Origin of the sequence: Streptomyces sp. NPDC090108 (assembly GCF_044747185.1) — a bacterium.
GTDB lineage: Bacteria > Actinomycetota > Actinomycetes > Streptomycetales > Streptomycetaceae > Streptomyces.
Window position 1 is genome coordinate 935998 of the sequence record NZ_JBIVDQ010000001.1, and the last position, 21202, is coordinate 957199.

The window sequence follows — 21202 nt, forward strand, 5'->3', positions numbered from 1 at the left end:
GGGTGGGACCAGGGGGTGTCTTGTCGGTCGTCGCGGGCCCGTGAAGACCGGGCGGACGCCCCCGGAGGTCGCTCCTAGAGGTAGCCGCCCGAGCGACGGCGGCCCCGGGCGCGCCAGGCCGCGTCCACGGAGAGATAGGGGGTGCCGGCGAGGACGAGGGGGAGCCAGGCGATCAGATAGGCCAGGTCGTTCCCGTAGTAGTAGGGCGTGACGGCCCAGCTGACGGTCAGCCACAGGCTGAGGGAGATCAGCGCACCGCCGAGGGCGGCCAGGCGGCCGAAGACGCCGAGCAGGATGCCGAGGCCGACGGCCAGTTCACCGACGGCGATGGCGCAGCCGAAGCCGACCGGAGCCTTCAGCGCCATGTCGATCAGGCCCGGGATGGCGGCGGAGTCACGGGCCGCGCGCATGGTCTCGCCGATCGAGCCGCCTCCGGTCGCCTTCAGGAAGGCGCTGTCGGTCAGCTTGTCGAGGCCGGCATAGACGAAGGTGGCGCCGAGGAAGAGGCGCAGAGGAAGGAGGGCGTACTGGGACGCGGTGTCCCGCCAGTCGCGCCGGGAACCGAGATGGGCGGTGTTCGTGTCCGTCCGCATACCGTGAGTCATCACCCTGAGCCGCCTCTCGCCCGCCGCGCCGACACCCTCATTCGACGATACGTATGACGAAGTCGGCCAGTTCAATCCTCTCCGGATGATTTTCCGGATTTCGGTTCACCGTATGAGCCGCATTCGGCGGGACGGGCGCCGGGGTCCATCGGCCGACGGGACCGCTCCGGGGCTGCGGAACGCAGGGATTCCAGGGGCCTGGACCGAGGCTCAGGGCTGGAGGCCGAAGCCCGGGGCCGAAGCTCGCGGGCTCAGTCCGTGATCTCGACCGGGTACCGGTTGGTGGGGACTCCGGCGGCCGTGATCACCTGGACCTCCACCGCGCCCGGTTCCACCTCGGCCGGGACGGGGACGGTCAGAACGGTGTCGGTGGGGTTGCGGAAGCCGCCGGTGACGGGGACCAGCGGGACGTGGACGTCGACCGCGCCGATGCGGACGACCATGCGGGCGAGCCGGTCGGCGCTCTGCGCGCCGGGCGGGACGAAGCAGGTGCCGCGGATCTCGATGTCGTCGCCGGTGCGGATCGGGCCGTCCAGGTCGCCGGGCTCGCGGGCGCGGACCACGGAGAGGATGACGGGCCGGCCGCCCTCGGCGTACTTGCCGGCCAGGTAGGTCGCGGCCGAGATGAGGACGACGAGCGCCAGCCCCCAGGGGAGGTCGGGAAGCTGGTCGGGGCGGCGGGCGAGCCGTACGGCGGCGAACACCAGGGCGACGGCGCTGACGGCGACGTACTGGATGTCGGCGAAGGCGCCGCGGCCGGAGTCGTCGGTCAGCAGGTCGGCGGCGCGCGGCCGGTGGGCCGGGACCTTCTGCAGCCGCTGCCCGGCGACGCGCAGTCCGACCACCCGGCGGACCAGGACGGCGATGCCGCACACCACGGCGAGGACGGTCACCGTGCCGGCCCCGCGCGCGAGGTCGAGGCCGGAGATCAGCGCGTCCCGCTCGGCGTGGTCGGAGGCGGCGGCCAGCCGGCCGGCCAGCAGCAGAACGGCGTAGACGACGAACAGGACCCAGCAGGCGGCGACGGTACGGGAGGTGGTCATGCGGTTGTCCTCGCCGATCACCGGCGCGAGCGCTCCGCCGCGGGCCCGGTGGAACCGGGCGGCGGTGGTCAGCGCGCCCGCCACGACGAGCGCGGCGAGCAGTGCGGCGGTGCGGGCGTCGCTCCAGCCCGCGCCGACCGCGGTGAGCGCCTCGGCGAGCAGCAGGACGACGACCGCGCCCCAGACGGCGCACACCGTGCGCAGCCAGAGTCCGGAGAGCCAGGCGTCGCCCTCGGTGCGGCCGCGTTCGGCGACCTCGCCGGCCCGCTGCGCCAGCTCGGCCGAGACCCACTGCCGGGAGGCCGATGCCGAGTGCGCCACGGCGGCGGGCAGTCCCTCGCCCGCGGCGAACTCGTCGCGCCGGCGCAGGAACGCGGCGACGGCGCGCCGGTGTCCCTCGCGTGCCCCGCGCGGGCAGTCCTCGCACACGCAGCCGCCCCCGTGGACGGATCCGGCGTCCATCGCCGCGCTCTGTCTCGCCTCCTGCACCGCCACGACCGATGTCCTGCCTTCCCCGCGAACCGTGACACGGCCGAATGCGCCCTTGTCGCACGCGTCGGCCCCGCAACTCCCCAGCACTGTCAGCGAATTGTGCCCTACGCCGGGGGGCCTCCGTTCGCCGGTCCGGGTCGTGGCGGGTGAAGCCCGGAGCGGCGTGTTGACCGGGCCGCCGGATCGCCCTTCCCGGGCGCCCGGTCGCACGTTCCCGGCCACCGCATCCACCGGATCGACCGGATCGACCGGATCGACCGGATCGACCGGTCCGGCCGGACCGGCCGGACCGGGCCGCGGGGCGGACGGTTCAGGGCGTTCCGCTGAGGAGGTCCGGTTCGCTGCGGCTGATGTCCTGCCAGAGCGGCTGGTAGTTGATCCAGGCCACCAGGTCGCCGCCGAGCTGTTCACGGGTGGCGGCGGCGAGCTTGTGGTCGATGAGGACCGGCCGCCCGGCGGCCCTGGCGAGCAGCTGCACCTGGCACGACCGTTCCAGCGACAGGAACCACCAGGCCGCCGCGTCCACCGAGTCGCCGACGGTGAGCAGTCCGTGGTTGCGCAGCACCAGCGCCTTGCGCGAGCCGAGCACGCCCGCGATGCGGCGGCCCTCCTCCGCGTCGACGGCGACGCCGCTGTACGCGTCGTACAGGGCGATGTCCTCGTAGAAGGCGCAGCTCTCCTGGGTGATGGGGTCGATGAGTTCGCCGAGCGCGGCGAGGGCGCGGCCGTGCACGGAGTGGCAGTGCGCCACGGCGACGACGTCCGGGCGGGCAGCGTGGACCTGGGCGTGCACGGTGAACGCGGCCTGGTTCACGTGGTAGCGGCCCTCGACCACCTGCCCGTCCTGGTTGACGAGGACGAGGTCGGCGACGGTGACGTGCCGGAAGGGCATGCCGAAGGGATTGACCCAGAAGCAGTCCGTGAACTCCGGATCCCGCGCGGTGATGTGCCCCGACACCCCGTCCTCCAGGCCGCCACGCCCGAAGATCCGCAGCGCGCCCGCGAGCCTCTCCTTGCGGTGCCGCCGCTCGTCCTCGGCCGTGTCGTGCATCGGCGGCATCGCGAACCGCAGCCGTTCGGTGGGCAGCGGCAGGGGCGGGGTGGGCCCGTGCATAGGTCAGGTCCTCCGGCGTCGGGGCGGACGTGCGGGACGTACGGGCGCGAAGGTACCCCCGGTCGGCGCGAAAGGGCAGGCATGTTCCGTGAAGATGACATCCGCCGCGTAAACAGGACAGAAGATGTCGGGTTTGCCGAAGAGACTGGCGCGCATGAACTGGGCAGCTTTCACCCTCGCCGAACCGGACCTCGCCAGGACGGCCGAGGAACGCTTCGGCGCCTACCGGCACCACGTCCTCGCCACGCTCCGCGCGGACGGTTCCCCGCGCACCTCCGGCCTGGAGGTCCGCTTCACCGGCGGCGAGCTGTGGCTCGGCATGATGCCGGACTCCCTCAAGGGCCGGGACCTGCTGCGCGATCCGCGCTTCACGCTCCAGGCGAACCCGGGCGAGGGGACCGCGATGGGCGGCGGGGACGTGCGGATCAGCGGGCGGGCGCACGGGGTCACGGACGGCGCCGTCAGGGCCGGGTACGCGGAAGAGGTGGAACCGCCGGAGCCGTTCCACCTCTTCCGCACCGAGCTGACGGAGGTCGTGAGGACCTGCGTCGAGGACGACAAGTACCTGGTCGTCCAGGTCTGGCGGCCCGGAGAGCCGGTGCGGACTCTCAGGCGGACCTGACCTTCACGGCAGCGGGACCCCAGGCCGGGCCCGGAGGGACGCCCCCTGGCCCCGCGCCGGTACTACTCCCACTCGATGGTGCCCGGGGGCTTCGAGGTCACGTCGACGACGACGCGGTTGACGTCACGGACCTCGTTGGTGATCCGGGTGGAGATACGGGCGAGGACGTCGTACGGCAGACGCGACCAGTCGGCGGTCATGGCGTCCTCGGAGGAGACCGGGCGCAGCACGATCGGGTGGCCGTAGGTGCGGCCGTCGCCCTGGACGCCGACGGAACGGACGTCCGCGAGCAGGACCACCGGGCACTGCCAGATCTCGCGGTCGAGGCCGGCCGCGGTCAGCTCCTCGCGGGCGATGGCGTCGGCGTCACGCAGCAGGTCCAGGCGCTCCTTGGTGACCTCGCCGACGATGCGGATGCCGAGGCCGGGGCCCGGGAAGGGCTGGCGCTGGACGATCTCCTCGGGCAGGCCGAGCTCCTGGCCGACCATGCGGACCTCGTCCTTGAACAGCTTGCGCAGCGGCTCGACGAGCTGGAACTCGAGGTCCTCGGGCAGACCGCCGACGTTGTGGTGCGACTTGATGTTGGCGGTGCCGGTGCCGCCGCCGGACTCGACGACGTCCGGGTACAGGGTGCCCTGGACCAGGAACTCCACGGCCGGACCCGCGTCGGCGATGATGTCGGCCTGGGCCTGCTCGAAGACGCGGATGAACTCGCGCCCGATGATCTTCCGCTTCTCCTCGGGGTCGGTGACGCCCTTGAGCGCGGAGAGGAAGCGCTCCTCGGCGTCCACGACGACCAGCTTGACGCCGGTCGCGGCCACGAAGTCCTTCTCGACCTGCTCGGTCTCGCCCTTGCGCATCAGACCGTGGTCGACGTAGACGCAGGTCAGCTGGTCGCCGATGGCCTTCGCCACGAGGGCGGCGGCGACGGCGGAGTCCACGCCGCCGGACAGGCCGCAGATGGCGCGCTTGTCGCCGACCTGCTCGCGGATCGCGGCGACCTGCTCGTCGATGACGTTGCCGGTCGTCCAGCTGGGCTCGAGGCCCGCGCCGCGGTAGAGGAAGTGCTCCAGGACCTGCTGGCCGTGCGTGGAGTGCATGACCTCGGGGTGGTACTGGACGCCGTAGAGCTTCTTCTCGTCGTTCTCGAAGGCGGCCACGGGCACGACGTCGGTGGACGCGGTGACGGCGAAGCCCTCGGGGGCGGCGGAGCAGGCGTCACCGTGCGACATCCACACGTGCTGCTCGTCCGGGGTGCCCTCGAAGAGGGTGGAGCCCGACCTGGAGACGTGCAGGTCGGTACGGCCGTACTCGCGGGAGCCGGTGTTGTCGACGGTGCCGCCGAGGGACTGCGCCATCAGCTGGAAGCCGTAGCACATGCCGAAGACGGGGACGCCGGCCTCGAAGAGCGCGCGGTCCAGACGGGGGGCGCCCTCCTCGTACACGGACGAGGGGCCGCCGGAGAGGATGATCGCCGCGGGGTTCTTGGCGAGCATCTCCGCGACCGGCATGGTGCTGGGCACGATCTCGCTGTAGACCCGCGCCTCGCGGACGCGACGGGCGATGAGCTGGGCGTACTGCGCGCCGAAGTCGACGACCAGGACGGTGTCGGGGGCGGCGGCAGGCTGGGTCGCTGATGACACGGGGTGCCTTCCGGCGGTTGGGCGGGGGTCTGTGCCACCGAGTCTAACGGGGTGGAGGGGGACACTTCGCTGCGTACCGGCGGGCTCCGCCCCCGGCGGCCGGGCCCGCGTGGCATACTGGCCGCATGCGCACGCAGACGACCTTCACCTTTACCTATGGCAACCGGCCCGCCGGCTGCCATGGTCGTCCTGCTTGAGCGCAACGCCGAGCGACTTCCCAGGCGCCCCGGGCCGACAAGGCCCGGGGCGCCTGTCGTTTTCCGGGTTCTGCCGGTCCGGGGCACTCACGACCTTCTCCGAGGAGCCCCGAACATGACCACCCTGACCGCGGACCAGACCATCGCCGACGCCCGCGAGCGCATCGACGCGCTCGACGACCGGATCATCGGCCTCATCCAGGAGCGGATGGCCGTCTCCGCCGTCGTGCAGCAGGCCCGCATCACCTCCGGGGGACGGCGGGTGCACCTCTCCCGCGAGATGGAGATCCTGGGCCGCTACCGGGACGCCCTGGGCAAGCCGGGCACCCCGCTGGCGATGACCTTGCTGGAGCTGTGCCGGGGTCGCATCTGAGTTCGAATCCGCCCTCACCCGTACGGCGCGTGACCGGCTCGCGGACCCCTTCGTTGAGCCCGGTGTCCGTGCCACCCAGGGGCGGGCCCGACAGAACCACGCGTGGCTCGCTGGAGCGATGAGGCGTACGGGTCGTGCCGTGCGCCGTGGGACCTCGCTCCAGGAAGTGACCGGACGGCAGGGGACAGCAGCCCGGTCATCCAAGAGAAACGGTCGGCTCCGGGGACGCCCGGGGCCGACCGGCGGAAAACTGCACACCAGCACCAGTGCCGTGCTCGACCGTCGCGGATGCCCCGGAGCATCCCGCGCGATGCGTAGAAGCCCCCAAGTCCCCGCGCAGACAACGGCATCGTCCCGCGACCGGCGTCCGCCGGGGTCGGGACCACAGAGCAAGCGGCGCAACCCCCCGGCGCCGCTCCGGGCACCGGCGCCGCCCTGACGCCGGTGCCGATGACAGAAGGGCCCCGCGGCTCGACTCCCGCGGGGCCCTTCGTCACGCCCACCCTCCGGTCGTCACGCCCACCCTCCGGGACGTGACCCACATCACAGGGAAATCGCGTCCGGGCGCCGCAACCCTTCGCCTCCCCCGATGATCAAACACGCAGCCGGATCGAACAGACGGTGAGAGGCGCGGGACCTGCGTTCGGAGGGGGATGCAGGTCCCCGTCCCTTTTTCCGCCCCTTCCCGGCTGCTTTCTCCGGCCCCTTTCCCCGGACCGGGCCGCTCTCCGGAACGCCTCGGCCGGCTACGGCTCCGGCCGCCTACCGCTTCGGCGGCATCGCCGGCATCCCGAGGAACGGCAGCCTCAGCGCGCCGAACGCCTCCGCCGGGACCGCGGGAGCGAGCGGTTCCACCGGCTTCAGCCGCTCGTACGCCGCCCCCGACTGGGGGCGCGGGTCCTCCTCACCCTTGTTCGGCCAGTACGACATGGCCCGCTCGGCCTGCGCGGTGATCGTCAGGGACGGGTTGACGCCGAGGTTCGCGGAGACGGCGGCGCCGTCGACCACCGAGATCCCGGGGTGGCCGTACAGCCGGTGGTAGGGGTCGATCACGCCCGTCTCCGCCGAGTCGCCGATGGGGCAGCCGCCGAGGAAGTGCGCGGTCAGCGGGGTCCCCATCAGCTCGCCGACGTTGCTGCCCGGGAAGCCGTTGATCTCGGCGGCGAGCGCCGAGGCGGCCTCGGTGGCGGCCTTGATCTGCATGGGGTTCGGGGCGCCGTGGCCCTGCCGGGCGGTCAGCAGGCCCTTGCCGATGCCGCCGGGCTTCAGGTAGGTCGTCAGCGAGTTGTCCAGCGACTGCATCACCAGCCCGATGATGGTGCGCTCCGACCAGCGCCGGTTGGACAGGGAACGGGCGACCTGCACGGGGTGCCGGGCCGCGTTCGCCAGCCAGGCCAGCGCCCGTGAGGAGCCCTCCGTGTACGGCACCTGCAGGACGGTCAGGCCGCCCATCGAGTTGGAGCCCTTGCCGTACCGGACCGGCTCGATGTGGGTGCTGGCGTCCGGGTGCACGGAGGAGGTGATGGCCACGCCCCGTGTGAAGTCGACCTTCTTCGCGCCGTGCGCGCTGCGGTAGCGGCGGTCGTCGGTCTGGGCGCCGACCAGCGCCTCGGAGTTGGTGCGGGTCAGGTCGCCGAGCCGGGCGGAGAGCAGGGGCAGCAGGCCGACGGCCTTCATGCGGTGCAGCAGGGTCTGGGTGCCGTAGGTGCCGGCCGCGAGGACGACCTTGCGGGCGGTGAAGAGCCGTCCCGCGCCGGTCTTCTTCCGGTCCGTGGGGAGCGTGGCCACCGCGTAGCCGCCGCGCGAGTCGTCCGTGACGGAGACGACCGTCGTCAGCGGGTGGACGACCGCGCCCGCCTTCTCGGCGAGGTACAGGTAGTTCTCGTTGAGGGTGTTCTTCGCGCCGTGCCGGCAGCCGGTCATGCACTCGCCGCACTCGGTGCAGGCCCTGCGGGCCGGACCCGCGCCGCCGAAGTAGGGGTCGGCGACCTCCTGCCCCGGGCTCGCCTTCGCCTCGCCGCCGGCGTCCTCGCCGTCGCCGAAGAACACGCCGACCGGCGCCATGTGGAAGGTGTCGCCGCAGCCCATGCGCTCGGCCGCCGCCTTCAGGTGCACGTCCGAGGGGGTGGTCGTCGGGTTGAGCCGTACGCCGAGCATGCGCTGGGCCTGGTCGTAGTACGGCTTCAGCTCCTCCTGCCAGTCGGTGATGTCCCGCCACTGCGGGTCGTCGAAGAACGGCTTCGGCGGCACGTAGAGGGTGTTGGCGTAGTTCAACGAACCGCCGCCGACGCCGGCGCCCGCCAGCACCATGACGTTGCCCAGCAGATGGATGCGCTGGATGCCGTACATGCCGAGCCTGGGGGCCCACAGGTAGTTCTTCAGGTCCCAGGAGTTCTTCGGCAGGCTGTCCCGGGTGAAACGGCGGCCCGCTTCCAGGACGCCCACCTTGTAGCCCTTCTCGGTCAGGCGCAGGGCGGACACGGAACCGCCGAACCCCGATCCGATGACGATGACGTCGTAGTCGTACCCGGTACCGTCCTCGTCCCGGGTCTGGACGGACTTCTCCTGCGACACGTGCTCTCCTCGTCGAGAACGGCTCGGGCTGCGGACAACTGGTGGCTAGCGGAAGCGGAAGGCCTTCATCACGCGCAGGCTGCGGCTCATGAACCGGGCGTACGCCTCGTCGTCCATGCCCAGCGACGGCGCCATCGGCAGCAGCCGCTGCTGGGCGACGGTCTGGGCCTCGGTGTACTTGAGGATGCCCTCCGAGCCGTGGCGGCGGCCGAGACCGGAGTCCTTCATGCCGCCCATCGGGGACTGGGCGCTGCCGTAGGCGGGCGCGTAGCCCTCGTTGACGTTGACCGTGCCGGTGCGGATCCGGGCGGCGATGTCCCGGGCGCGGCGCGGGCTGGTCGTCCAGACGGAGGCGTTCAGGCCGTACGGCGTGGCGTTGGCGCGCGCGACCGCCTCGTCGTCGGTCGCGAAGCGGTAGACGGAGACGACGGGCCCGAAGGTCTCCTCCTCGCAGACGGCCATGGAGTCCTCGACGCCGTCGAGGACGGTGGGCTCGAAGAAGTAGGGGCCGATGTCCGGGCGGGCCACACCGCCCGCGAGGACCTTGGCGCCCTTGGCGACGGCCTCCTCCACGTGCCGTTCGACGGCCTTCAGCTGCCGCTCGCCGGCCAGCGAGCCCATGTCGGCGCCGTAGGCCAGGGAGCTGCCGAGCCGCATCGCCCGGGTGCGGGCGGCGAAGCGCTCCAGGAAGGCGTCGGCGACGGACTCGTGGACGAACAGCCGCTCGATGGAGATGCAGAGCTGCCCGGCGGAGGAGAAGCAGGCGCGGACGGCGCCCGCGGCGGCCTTCTCGATGTCGGCGTCGTCGAGCACCAGCATGGCGTTCTTGCCGCCGAGTTCGAGGGAGACGCCCACCAGGCGGCCTGCGGCGCTCTGCGCGACCTCGCGGCCGGTGCGGGTGGAGCCGGTGAACGAGACGTAGTCGGCGTGCCGGACGACCTCGGGGCCGACGACCGGGCCCTCGCCGAGCACGACCTGGAAGACACCCTCGGGCAGTCCGGCCTCGATGAGCAGGTCACGGGCCCACAGGGCGGTGAGGCAGGTCTCGGTGTCCGGCTTCATCACGACCGCGTTGCCGGTGACGAAGGCGGGCAGCGCGTCGCCGACGGACAGTTCCAGGGGGTAGTTCCAGGGGGCGATCTGGCCCACGACCCCCCGCGGGTGCCGGAGTTCGGTGACCTTCGTCAGGACGGGCACGGCCCCGGTGTGCCGCTTGGGCCGCAGGTAGCCCGGCGCCTTGCGGCCGTAGTGACGGGCGGCCACGACGACGGCCTGCACCTCCTCGTGCGCGTGCAGACGGGCCTTGCCGGTCTCCAGCTGGATCAGGTCGAGAACCTCGGCCTGGCGCTCCAGCACCAGGTCGTGGAAGCGGAGCAGGACGGCGGCGCGCTGCCGCACCGGGACCTGCTCCCACACCGCCTGCGCGGCCCGGGCGGCCTCGAAGGCCCGCAGGACGTCCTCGGGCGTGGACTCGGGCAGGTCGGCCAGCTTCTCTCCGGTGAACGGGGAGTGGTTGGCGGTACGGCCGGAGCCGACGACACCCTTGGTCAACTGGGCCACCAGCTCGGGCGTGACCACGTCCGCGGCGGTGCGGACGCCTTCCGGGGCGGGGGCGAGCGGGTTGGTACCGGCGCGGTCCAGAGCAGCCTGCGAGTCCGTCATGAGGCGCAGGGTATGACGCACCGGGAACTTTGTGTACCCGTCGGTAATGGGGTTTCACCGGGTACACACTTTCCGCCAGTGATCACTGGCAGAGAATGCGCTGATCAGGGCGTTGTCGGGTGTCGATCACTCGACTCCGGGTTTTTTCGCCAGCAGCAGGCCGAGCGCGGCAAGCGGAGTGCGGCGGCGGGCCGCGGGAGTGGCGGGTGAGGCGGAAGCGGCCGCCGCGGGGGCGGTCCCGGCCGGCGGGACGGAGGGTGCGGACACCTCGGCCTCCTCGGCACCGGCCGCGGCACGGACACCGGTGCCGGTGCCGGCACCGGCACCGGCAGCAGCACCGACATCGGCACCGAGGTACGTCCGCAGCACCTCCGCGACCTCCTCCGCACCGGGCCGCGCCTCGGGGTCGGGTGCGCGCAGGGCGGCCAGCAGCGGTGCGAGCGGGCCGGTGCGGCCGCCGCCCTCGACGGCGTCCGCGATCAGCGCCCCGAGGGCCCACAGGTCGGAGGCGGGCCCCGCGCCGATCCCGCCGCTCCGCTCCGGCGCGACGAAACCGGCCGGTGCGCCACGCCCCGGCCCGCCGCCATGGCCGCCACCGCGGCCGCCACCGTGTCCGTCGCCGCCGTCACCGCGTCCGTCGCCGATACCGCCACCGTGCCGGGTGTGGCCCACTTGCCTGGTGTGGCCCACGTGCCCGGTGTGGCCGTCGCCGATCCCGAAGTCGGTGACGACGACCCGTCCGGTGCCGGTCTCGATCAGGACGTTGGCGGGCTTGATGTCCCGGTGCACGATCCCGACGGCGTGGGCCGCGCGCAGCGCCCCGAGGACGGCGAGTCCCACGCGGGCGGCCTCGGCGGGCGGCAGCGGTCCCCGTCGTACGCGCTCCCCGAGGGACTCTCCGTCGACGAGTTCCGTGACGATCCACGGCAGCCCGTCCTCGGTGACGACGTCACGCGGCGTGGCCGCCGAGGGGTGCCGCACCCGGGTGGCGGCGCGGGCCTCGTGCCAGATCCGGTGCGCGATCCGGGCACTGTCCTCGTCCACGGCCGGATCCGCGGGCAGCAGGGGCTTCTTGACGGCGACGTCCACGTGCTTCCGCTCGTCCCGGGCGCGCCAGACGGTGCCGGTCGGACCGGAGCCCACACGCGCGACGAGCCGGTAGCGCCCGCCGATCAGAGGTGCGTCGGACGGGTGTTCACCGTCTTCACTCATGCCCCATGAGTACCGTGCGCACCCCGCCCTTGTCGAAGCGGGCGGTCAGGGGCCCGGCGGCGCACTCCGACCCCTCCCACCCGACGCATGTCGAGCGCACGAGAGTCATCAACTCACCCTGAATACAACCCCGTTGAGACCACCAGAAGCCGAATCCGAGGAGGCGTCAGCGGACGGCAGGCGTGAACGTGTCCACCGCCACGTCGAAGTACTCCTGCGCCTCGCGCACCTTCCCCACCGGAGCCGACACCCACACGTCGTACAGCCGGCCGCCCTCCTCCCAGCACAGGTCGTAGGTGTGCCGTGCGCCCTCGTCGGCGCTGAAGCCGTTCCAGGTGAACTCCCAGAGCGCGGCGGAGTGTCCGGCGTGCGTGGTCCGCGTGACGCGGCCGTCGTGATAGCCGGGGTTGCTGTCCGGCCCGGCGGCCGCCTCCCGGTTCATGACGCCGACGGGACCGCCGGGGCCGGGCTCGGCCACCTTGACGCCGAGGCGGAAGGTCTGCCCGGGTGAGAAGTAGAAGACGCGCTCGCCCTGCCGCTCGCGGGTGAAGTCCTCGGGCACGGCGAGGGAGAAGCCGGCCGGGTCGTGGGCGGTGCGGTAGCCGGAGGGTGCCGTGTGCCCCCGCGCGGAGGAGGAGGGCGCGTCGCCGGAGGGGGCCTTCGGGGAGGCGTCGCGGCCGGTGGTGGGGAACGTGCCGGGGATCGCGGTGACGGGCGGTGTGGTGCCGGCGCCCGTACGGGTCGCGGAGCTGCTCGCCGTGCCGCCGGGTGTGCCGCCGCCTCCGTCGCCGCGCTGGTGCAGCAACAGGACGGCCGCCGACACGCCCGCCCCGGCGACGGCCGCGACGAGCAGCGCCGCGACCAGCGTCCCGCGCCCGCGCCCGGACCACCGGGCGGCGGGCGCCCGCTCCCCCGGAGACGGGGCCGGTCCGCCGGCGCCTCCACGCGGCACGTCGTGCTCGGTCGGCGCGTACGAGGAGGCCGACGCGGACTCCCCGGAGGAACCGGACTCCACGGAGAAACCGGAGTCCACGGAGAAACCGGAGTTCACGGAGAAACCGGAGTTCACGGCGGACGCGGACGGCCGGGCGGACGCGGAGGACATGGCGGACGCGGACGGTCCGCCGGACGCGCGCGACGAGGGCGGCGCGTCCGCGGCACGCCGGGCGGACCCCCCGGACCCCCTGGACCCACCAGAGCCCCCGGAGCCGCCCGACCCCCCGGAGCCGCCCGCACGCGCGGCACGCCCGCCGCCGAGCCGCTGCGTGCGCCCGGCGCCCGGCGGCTCCGGGACGCCCGGCGCCGCGGGCGTGTGCCCGGTCTCCAGGAACGTCCGCAGCATCCGCTCGGCGTCCGCCGCGCCCAGCCGCCGGGCGGGATCGCGCTCCAGCAGGCCGCGTACGACGGGCAGCAGCGGTCCGGCCTGGACGGGTGGCCGGATCTCGGCGGCGACGACGGCGTGCAGGATGCCGCCGAGCGAGTCGCGCCGGAACGGGGACTCGCCGCTGAGCGCCGTGCACAGCAGCGCGCCCAGCGACCACAGGTCGGACTCGGGGCCAGTGCGCAGCCCGGACATCCGCTCGGGCGCGGTGTACTCGGGCGAGCCGACGAACGAGCCGGTCTCGGTGAGTGTGGTGGCGCCGGAGACCTGCGCGATGCCGAAGTCGGTGAGGACCACCCGGCCGGTGCCGGACTCGATCAGCACGTTCGCGGGCTTGATGTCCCGGTGCAGCACCCCGGCCTCGTGCGCGGTGCTCAGTGCGCTCAGCAGGGCGATGCCGATGCGGGCGGCCTCGGCGGCGCCGACCGGCCCGTTCTCGGCGACCCGGGCGGCGAGCGAACCGCCGTCGATCAACTCCATGACGATGTAAGGGCGTTCGTCCTGCTCGACGACGTCGTGGACGACGATGATGTGCGGGTGCCGCAGCTGGGCGACCGCGCGGGCCTCACGGAAGGTGCGGTCATGGCGGCGGCGGACGTCGTCGGCGCCGAGTTCGTCGTCGTCCGGGGTGAGTTCCTTGACGGCCACCCGGCGCCCCAGCACCTCGTCGCTCGCCCGCCACACGACGCCCATGCCGCCACGTCCGATCCGCGCCTCCAGGCGGTAACGGCCCGCGATGACGCGGGAATCGCCCCCATCGGATGCCATACGTCCATCATGCCGCACCGGACGGACACCTTCCGGGGCGGTGATCGGCCAAGTGCGCCGCCCGCAAGGACGGTCGGCGGCTTCACCCCGGCGGTACGCGATCACTTTCGGCCACAATGTGTTTCAAAAAGATGCAAAACGTGGGGAAATGTCAGGGGATATTCTCCATACCAAGGCAATACGGGCGGCCGGAATCACACTGTCACGCAAATCGCGGAAGTCTTACCTTTTCCTGATGACAAACATGCTGAAGCGTCTTTCCGTCACGGGCGTCGCCGCGGCGGCGATATTCGCCACGACCACAGTGGCCGATGCGAGCGCGGCGACCAGCGCCGGATGCTCGGTGACCGGCGCCTCGGGAAGCCTCTCGTTCACCAACTGGTCGAGCCGCCATGTGGACATCAGCGGCTGGGTCAAGGACACCTCCGCTGACGGCTACCACGTGGCCATTCGCTTCATTTCCGTCGATGATTCCTCGGGATGGGTGACGGAGTGGCCCTGGCATTCCAACTACAGCGGAAACGGAACGACGGTCTCCTTCTCCACGTACGCGTCACCCACCGTCGACACTCTCGACTACATCGGCGCAGAGGTGGCGGTCATGAACGGGAGCAAGATAGTCCGGACGTGCAACGCCTGATCCACGGGCCGGCTCGCACCGCCTGATCCGCAGTGGGATCAGGCGATGCGGATCAGCTCTCTTCGAATCCCCGAAGGATCCAGTCGAACTGTTTTCTGGTGGTGTCCCAGTCGTCGGCCGGTGAAGCCGAGTAGATGGCGTACTCGGTGCCGTTGCTTTCCATGTACCCGACGTCGATCGCATGGTAGGGCCCGGGGAAGTAGTGCGGCGCGTCCTTGGCCAGCGCGTCCCACGTGTACTCCCAGCGGACGCCCGGAAGGTCACGGAAAAGCTCCTCCTTGAGGCTCAGATTCCGGTAGTCCACCAGCCGCCGTGAGACCCGCGTCTGCAGATAGCTCATGTGCTCGTACGAGGTGCGGAAGTCCGGCGCGGTGTCGACGGCGACCCGCACAAGGTGCTTGCCCTTGTCGGGGGAGTAGTCGACCTGCCGGAGGCCGTCCTGGTCGATGGAGACGGACCGCCTCCATCCCTTGGGCAGGGAGATACTGAAGCCCAGCGGGTCCTCGCGCCGTTCCCAGCCGCTGGGGACGACGCCGGCCGAGCCGGAGGCCGTTCTGCCGGGTTCGGTGCTTCCGGGGCTGGGGACGGTGCCGCCCGAGCCGGCGGCCGGCCGCTTCGCCTCCCACTGCTGGTACCCGACCGCCGCACCACCGCCGACCATCGCCGCGACGGCGACGACCAGCACGAGCGTCCGCAGTCGGCGCCGGTGGCGAGGCGGTCCCGAGTACGCCCTGGAGAGGGGCACCGCAGTGGCTGGTCCCGTCGCGGGGAGGGGGGTTGCAGAACGGTCTCTGCCCTCGGTTCCGGTTCCGGTCACCGGCGCGTAAGCCGAAGCCGCGGTCCCGGAGCGGTTCCTCGAAGTCGCCTCCCCCTCACCGTGGTTCCGAAGGTCCACGCCCAGGCCCTGCGTCCGGACGAAGGCCTCCGCGGTGCGGGGGCGGCGGCCTTCCGCCGCCTCGGCGAGCATCTGCTCGGCCTCCTCGGCGCCGGGCCGCTGGGACGGCTCCTTGCGCAGGAGGGCGGTGATGACGGGGGCGAGCGGGCCGGCGTGGCGGAGTTCCTCCGCCTCCTCCTCGACGACCGCCTGCATGGTGCTCAGCGGCGAGGTGCGGCGGAACGGCGAACGGCCCTCGACGGCCGTGTACAGCGTGGCGCCCAGCGCCCACAGGTCGGAGGCGGGGCCGGGGTCGTGGCCGCGCACGCGCTCGGGCGCGAGGTAGTCGACCGAGCCGACGACCTCACCGGTACGGGTGATGGTGCTGTCGCCCTCGATCTGGGCTATGCCGAAGTCGGTGAGCAGCACCCTGCTGTCGCGGCCGAGCAGCACGTTGCCCGGCTTGATGTCCCGGTGCAGCACGCCCGCCTTGTGCGCGGCGCGCAGCGCCCGCAGCACCCACAGGCCGATCCGCGCGGCCTCGCGCGGCTCGATGCGGACGCGCTCCTTGATCTCGTCGGCCAGCGAGTTGCCCTCGACCAGCTCCATCACGATCCAGGGGCGGCCGTCGTGTTCGAGGACGTCGTGCACGGTGACGACGGCGGAGTGGTTGATGCGCGCGGCGGCGCGCGCCTCGGCCCGGGTGCGGGCGAGCAGCACGGCCTGGTCGCCCCCGGAGACGTAGAGCGCGGCGGTCAGTTCCTTGACGGCCACCTGCCGGTGCAGCACCTCGTCATGGGCGCGCCACACCCGGCCCATGCCGCCGCTGCCGATGGCGTCGACGAGCCGGTAGCGGCCGGCTACGAGCAGCCCCTGCATCTGATTCACGTTGCCCCGCAATGCTCTTGTCAGGGGCCAGACTAAGGACCGGTCCGTCCGCAGGGAACCGGCGGGGTGGCACGGAAGCCCCACTGTGACGGTTGTCGCTTCTTCCCACGGCCGGGAACCGGACCGGGTACGGCCCGTCGGAGTCGGGGATCACCGGCCGGTGAAACGGTAGGTGGAGGTGGCCTGTTCGTACAGCCGCGTCACCTCGTCCCGCTCCGCCTCCGGGCCCCGGAGCTGCACGATGTGGTAGCGGCCGTCGATCAGCATGGCCATGTTGCGCACGTACAGGTCGCGCCCCTGGGCGTCGGTCCAGGTGAACTGCCCCTCGGCCATGGTCCGTCCGCCGACCTCGATGGTCCGCAGTCCGGAGGCCGTGGCCCAGCTGGAGTCGCGGTACGGCTGGAGCTCCCGCTCCTTGTCCCGCTGGTAGACCATCGGGTCGCTGCCCTCGGCCCCGGCGGAGTCCCGTCCCGGTACGACCAGCAGCGTGAAGTCGCCGTGCGCGTACAGGACTTGCCCGTTGTCGTTGCGGGGCGTGCGGCTCCAGCCCTTGGCGACGGCGACCGTGAACCCGTCCGGGTCCTGGCGCAGGGTGAAGCCGTCACCGGCGGAGGCTCCTCCGTCGGTCTGGGCCCCGGTGGCGGGCGCGGAGGAGGCCGGGTCGTCCGGGGTGCTCCGCCCCGAGGGGGGCCGGTTCTCCCGGGAGGGCGTGGGGCTCACCTGCTGCGCGGTGCCGGTGTGCGGACCGCCCGCGGAGCCGCTCTCCCCCCGTCCGGGCAGGAACAGCATCGCGTAGGCGACCGCCCCGGCCAGCAGGAGCAGGATCAGCACGAGCAGCAGCCGGCCCAGCCGGCGCGGCGAACCCTCCTCCTCCCGGGCCCTCTTGTGCCGGGCGTGCGGGTGCGCCGCGGGCATCCGGTTGCGGCGGCGCCGCCGCACCAGTTCGCCGCGCCGCCGCACGATCGGCAGCCGGCGCGGGTCGGCGGGCGGCACCGGTACGACGTTGATCCCCGCGTCGGGTTCCGGCGCGGACCTGACCAGCGAGCGCAGCCAGCCGCTCAGTTCCTCGAAGTCGGGCCGGTCAGTGGGGTCCTGACGGAGCAGGGACTCCACTACGGGCCGCAGGGGTCCGCACTCCTCGGCGAAGGCCGGCGGCTCGGCGCACACCAGCTGCACCAGTTCGGCGGTCGACTCCTCGGGATAGGGGGCGTGCCCCTGCACGGTCCGGAAGAGCAGCGCGCCGAGGGCCCACAGGTCGGTGGCGGGGCCGATCGGCGCCGCCAGCTGCCAGTTCTCGTGCACGGGGCCGGCCTGTTCGGGCGCCCACCGCTCGGTGACGGGCCCCACCACGGTCATCCGCAGCTGCCGCGCCCGCTCCGCGGCGATGGCGGTGCCGGGGCCGCGCGGCGGGACACCGCCCGCCGCGGGGGCGTCCCACCGGGAGGGCCCGGCGCTCTGGGCGGGCAGCGCGGGAGGCGCGGTGCGGGCCGCGGGGGCCGGGGAGTACGGGTGGCCCGGAGCCGGCGCGGAGCCCGTGCCGGGAGCGGGCGCGGGCGGACCGGGGCGCGGCGGGGCGCCGTCCGCGGGGGCGGGCATGCCACCGGGGCCGGTGCGGGGCGAGGCGCCGTGCCAGGGGCGGCCCTGCACCCCGTACGGGTCGGCCACTGCGTACGGGTCGGCCGTCCGCCCGGGGGCGGTGCCGCCCGGTTCGACGGGGTACGCCGGCCGGGGCGCGCCGCCCGCCTCGGCGGGCGGCCGGGCGGCGGGCAGGGCGGCGCGGCCGTCCCCCTGCACGCGCGCGCCGCGCCCGTCCTCCTGCACGCGGGCGGCGGCCCGGGCTCCGGCGCGGTACGCGGCGATGGCGCCCGCCCGGGCGGCGCGGATGTCGTCCCCGCTGTCCGCCGCGGGCCGCCCCGCGGGTCCGGCGCCGCCCGTGCCGTCGGTCTCGTGCGGTCCCGGCGCCGGAAGGCCCCCGGCGGCCCGTGCCTGTATCGCGGCCCGGCGCGCGGCCTCGGGGTCGGTGTCGGCCGCGTGGGCTGCCGCGCCACCCGGTCCGGCGAGGGGACCCGGGTGCCCCTGCGCCGGGGACGCACCCGGTGCGAGGGCCCCGTACGGGCCGGGTCCGGTGCCGGAAGCGGAGACGGAGCGGGCCCCTCCAGGGCTCGCCCCGCCCGTACCGCCGGCCGCGGGACCACGGACGGCGCCCGTGGGCACCGCTCCGACCGTCCCGGCACCGACCGGCCCCCCGGCGGGTTCGTCCTGGGCCGGCACCGGGTCGTACCCGCACAGCGCCTCCTCGGCCGCGCCGACCGCGAGACCGGTGAGCATCACCCGTCCGTCGTCGCAGACGAGGACCGTGCGGGCGGTGACGTTGCGGTGCACCCAGCCGTGGGCGTGCAAAACGCGCAGGGCCATGAGGACGTCGGAGGCGACCTCGGCCGCGCGGTACGGCGTCAGGGACTGCTCGGCGAGGAGCGCGGACAGCGGGCGCGCGGAGACCGCCTCGCTGACGATCCACAGCGAACCGCCCTCGGCGAACACGTCGAAGACCTGGTCCAGGCGCGGATGGTCGGGTATGCGGGCGGCGGCCTGCGCCGCCTCCAGCGCGCGCCGCACCGCCGGGTCCGTGGGCTGCCGGGTGGCGGCACGGGCCGCGGGGCTCCGGCGGGTCCCGCGCTCGCGCGCGGTGAAGCCCTCGGGCAGTCCGTCGGCGTCGAGCACCTCGGCCTCGACGACCTCGGGCAGCGGCACCTGGCGGACCAGCACCTCCTGGCCGCTGTAGGTGTCGAAGGCCAGGGACTCGGTGAGTTCGTACTCGTCGGCGGGAGGCAGCGGCAGACGGTAGCGATCGGCGAGCACCCGTCCCGCATACTCGTCCACGTTGCCTCCCCCGGCCGCCCGGTCGGTCACATTCGTTCGCCGTACGGCCCGTCACGCGTCCACACGCGGCTGCGTACGGTCCTCAACCATTCACGATACGTGCCGGAGGCAACTCGTATTGAGGGATGGGCGATTCTGCCGCCACGACCCGGACGCGTCCAGGTCAGGACCTGGGCTCGAAGGAGGCCGTGAGCGTCTTCCACGTGTCCTGGCGCAGGGCGCTGTCCCAGTCGGCGGCCTTCGCGGTGTACATCAGGCCGTACCCGAGGTGGTCGTCGACCACGAAACCGCGGTCTATGGAACGCCACTTGGTGCCGCCGTCGACGTAGGTGAACTCCCAGTCGGCCGTGTTCCAGCCGCGGTAGTCCGCCTTCGCGATGCTGACCCTCTTGTACTGGGGGCGCACCATGCCGCGCTCCTGGTTGGTCCAGTCCGCCACCGGGTCGTTCTTGGGCGTGCTGGTCCAGCCGACGAGCAGGCGCTGTCCGTCGGGGCCGGTGTAGCGGTCCCCGGCGCCGTCGCTGGACTTGTACGCCCAGCCCTTGGGCAGCCCGATCGAGTAGCCCTGGGCGCTCTTGTGCGTCGAGGCGGCGGAGGCGCCCCCGGTGTCCTTCGACCCGGACGAGCCGGTGGCGCCGTCGCCGGCCGCGGTCGCGGTGCCCGGCTTGCCGGACGCCGTGGAGCCGGCCGTGGTGCCCTTCGTGGAGCCGCTGTCCGTGCGCTCGCCGCCGCCGGCGCCCGTCCTGCCGTCCTTGCCCTTGCCGCCGTTCTGCCCGGCGGAGGCCGAGGCGCTCGACGCGGCCTTGGCACCGCCGTCCTTGCCGCCCTCGTCGTCGCCGCCGAGGGTGACGGCGAGGATGGTGCCGATCACCGCGAGGACGACCACCACCGCGATGATCACCAGCGTGCGCCGGGGCACCACGTCGGTGAGCGGGGCCCGCTGCACGGGGCGCGGCGCGAGTTCGAGGTCGAGGTCCGGGGTCGGCATCACCGGCCAGCCCGAACCGGGCTTGCCCGCCGCGGAGTCGGGCGCGCTGGAGGCGTTCGCTCCCGGGCGGTCCGCCGCCCCCGCGGAGCCCTGGCCGGGCACGCCGGCCCCGCCCGCGGCCCTGCCGGAGGTCCCGGCCGCGCCGGAGGAGGTGCCCTTCGATTCCGGGGCGTCCTTGGGCCGCGCGGCCGCGGCCGTACCGGCCGCGCCGGCCGCCTTGCGGACCGAGCGCAGCGCGCCGCGCACCTTGTCGTCGCCCTTGCCGTCGCGTCCGGGGCCGTCGGGCTGCGGCGGCAGCGGAACGACCCGCGTGGCCTCCAGCGGCTCGGGCTCGGGCTTCTTGAGCACGGCGTCGAGCATGGCCCGGGCACCGGCGTCGTCGAGGCGCTGAGCGGGGTCCTTGGTGAGCAGGCCGTGGATGACGTCCCTGAGGGGGCCCGCGTTCTTGGGCTCCTCCAGGGGCTCGGTCATCACCGCGGTGAGGGTGGCGATCGCCGACCCCTTGTCGTACGGCGGGACGCCCTCGACCGCCGCGTACAGCAGGCCGCCCAGCGACCAGAGGTCGGCGGCGGGGCCGGGCTTGTGGCCGCGGGCGCGCTCCGGGGAGATGTAGGAGGGGGCGCCGACGAGCATGCCGGTGGAGGTGATGGACGGGTCGCCCTCGACCTGGGCGATGCCGAAGTCGGTGAGCACGACCCGGCCGTCCTCGGCGATGAGCACGTTGGACGGCTTCACGTCCCGGTGCAGGATGCCCTCACGGTGCGCGGAGCGCAGCACGTCGAGGATGGCGAGGCCGACCTCGGCCGCGCGCCGGGGCGTCAGCAGACCGTCCTCGCGGATGGCCTCGGCCAGGGACTTGCCCTCGACCAACTCCATGACGATCCAGGGGCGGTCGTCCTCGTCGACCACGTCGAAGACCGTCACCGCGCTGTTGTTGCGGATCCGGGCGATCGCCTTGGCCTCGCGCAGGGTGCGCGTGATCAGGCGCCGCTTCTCCTCCTCGTCGATGTTCGACGGGAACCGCAGCTCCTTGACGGCGACCGTCCGCCCCAGGGTCTCGTCCTCGGCGCGCCAGACCGTGCCCATGCCGCCGCGACCCAGTACGTCTCCCAGCCGGTACCGCCCGGCGAGGAGACGACGCTCGCTCTTGTCGCGACGAGTGTCCTGACGAGATGTCCCCGCCCGCTCCGCCTCAGACATGCGTCCCCTCATGCAACCCGCCCTGACAGAGCCTCCATTGTCTCTC

The 21202-nt window shown here is 73.3% G+C and carries 14 protein-coding genes; 3 read left to right on the forward strand and 11 right to left on the reverse strand.

The annotated features are described in order from the left end of the window. Window positions 1-74: 74 nt before the first annotated feature. The 3 genes from ACIPRD_RS04090 to ACIPRD_RS04100 all read right to left on the reverse strand — a co-directional run bounded on the left by ACIPRD_RS04090 (window position 75) and on the right by ACIPRD_RS04100 (window position 3254). Window positions 75-605, reverse strand: a complete 531-nt coding sequence (locus ACIPRD_RS04090; RefSeq protein ID WP_401559673.1) for a DoxX family protein — start codon at window positions 603-605, stop codon at window positions 75-77. A 251-nt stretch (window positions 606-856) separates the two neighbouring features. Further along, the gene (locus ACIPRD_RS04095) at window positions 857-2143 is read right to left on the reverse strand and encodes a hypothetical protein (RefSeq protein ID WP_356400781.1); all 1287 of its coding nucleotides are present in this window, start codon (window positions 2141-2143) and stop codon (window positions 857-859) included. Window positions 2144-2450: 307 nt separating this feature from the next. Then, window positions 2451-3254: a class II aldolase/adducin family protein gene (locus tag ACIPRD_RS04100; protein ID WP_356400783.1), complete on the reverse strand. Its 804-nt coding sequence runs from the start codon at window positions 3252-3254 to the stop codon at window positions 2451-2453. Window positions 3255-3408: 154 nt separating this feature from the next. Here ACIPRD_RS04100 and ACIPRD_RS04105 point away from each other — a divergent pair, with 154 nt between their 5' ends. Further along, window positions 3409-3876, forward strand: coding sequence for a pyridoxamine 5'-phosphate oxidase family protein (locus tag ACIPRD_RS04105; protein WP_356400785.1), 468 nt, complete (start codon window positions 3409-3411; stop codon window positions 3874-3876). A gap of 62 nt (window positions 3877-3938) precedes the next feature. Here the strand turns inward: ACIPRD_RS04105 and guaA are convergent, their stop codons facing one another. Further along, the gene (gene guaA / locus ACIPRD_RS04110) at window positions 3939-5519 is read right to left on the reverse strand and encodes a glutamine-hydrolyzing GMP synthase (protein ID WP_356400787.1); all 1581 of its coding nucleotides are present in this window, start codon (window positions 5517-5519) and stop codon (window positions 3939-3941) included. A 312-nt stretch (window positions 5520-5831) separates the two neighbouring features. On the opposite strand from guaA, the gene ACIPRD_RS04115 reads away from it, so the two are divergent. Continuing rightward, entirely contained in the window at window positions 5832-6089 is a 258-nt protein-coding gene (locus tag ACIPRD_RS04115; RefSeq protein ID WP_356400789.1) for a chorismate mutase, read from the forward strand. A gap of 762 nt (window positions 6090-6851) precedes the next feature. Here the strand turns inward: ACIPRD_RS04115 and ACIPRD_RS04120 are convergent. The 4 genes from ACIPRD_RS04120 to ACIPRD_RS04135 all read right to left on the reverse strand — a co-directional run bounded on the left by ACIPRD_RS04120 (window position 6852) and on the right by ACIPRD_RS04135 (window position 13686). After that, a complete protein-coding gene (locus ACIPRD_RS04120) occupies window positions 6852-8663 on the reverse strand; it encodes a GMC family oxidoreductase N-terminal domain-containing protein (protein WP_401559679.1) in 1812 nt (603 codons plus the stop codon). A 45-nt stretch (window positions 8664-8708) separates the two neighbouring features. Then, window positions 8709-10325, reverse strand: a complete 1617-nt coding sequence (locus ACIPRD_RS04125; protein ID WP_401559681.1) for a succinic semialdehyde dehydrogenase — start codon at window positions 10323-10325, stop codon at window positions 8709-8711. Window positions 10326-10451: 126 nt separating this feature from the next. Beyond that, window positions 10452-11537 (reverse strand): serine/threonine-protein kinase, encoded by a 1086-nt coding sequence (locus tag ACIPRD_RS04130; protein ID WP_401559684.1) that lies wholly within the window; start codon window positions 11535-11537, stop codon window positions 10452-10454. Between the two features lie 166 nt (window positions 11538-11703). Beyond that, window positions 11704-13686, reverse strand: a complete 1983-nt coding sequence (locus ACIPRD_RS04135; protein ID WP_401559687.1) for a serine/threonine-protein kinase — start codon at window positions 13684-13686, stop codon at window positions 11704-11706. 235 nt (window positions 13687-13921) lie between these two features. Between ACIPRD_RS04135 and ACIPRD_RS04140 the strand changes: the two genes are divergently transcribed. Next, the gene (locus ACIPRD_RS04140; protein ID WP_356400798.1) at window positions 13922-14326 is read left to right on the forward strand and encodes a hypothetical protein; all 405 of its coding nucleotides are present in this window, start codon (window positions 13922-13924) and stop codon (window positions 14324-14326) included. Window positions 14327-14378: 52 nt separating this feature from the next. Here the strand turns inward: ACIPRD_RS04140 and ACIPRD_RS04145 are convergent, their stop codons facing one another. The 3 genes from ACIPRD_RS04145 to ACIPRD_RS04155 all read right to left on the reverse strand — a co-directional run bounded on the left by ACIPRD_RS04145 (window position 14379) and on the right by ACIPRD_RS04155 (window position 21156). Next, complete coding sequence (locus ACIPRD_RS04145) at window positions 14379-16079, reverse strand: serine/threonine-protein kinase (RefSeq protein ID WP_401559690.1); 1701 nt, start codon at window positions 16077-16079, stop codon at window positions 14379-14381. Between the two features lie 159 nt (window positions 16080-16238). Then, window positions 16239-18968, reverse strand: a complete 2730-nt coding sequence (locus ACIPRD_RS04150; RefSeq protein ID WP_401559693.1) for a protein kinase — start codon at window positions 18966-18968, stop codon at window positions 16239-16241. A gap of 163 nt (window positions 18969-19131) precedes the next feature. Next, on the reverse strand, window positions 19132-21156 hold the full coding sequence (locus ACIPRD_RS04155; RefSeq protein WP_401559696.1) for a protein kinase: 2025 nt from the start codon (window positions 21154-21156) through the stop codon (window positions 19132-19134). Window positions 21157-21202: the final 46 nt, after the last annotated feature.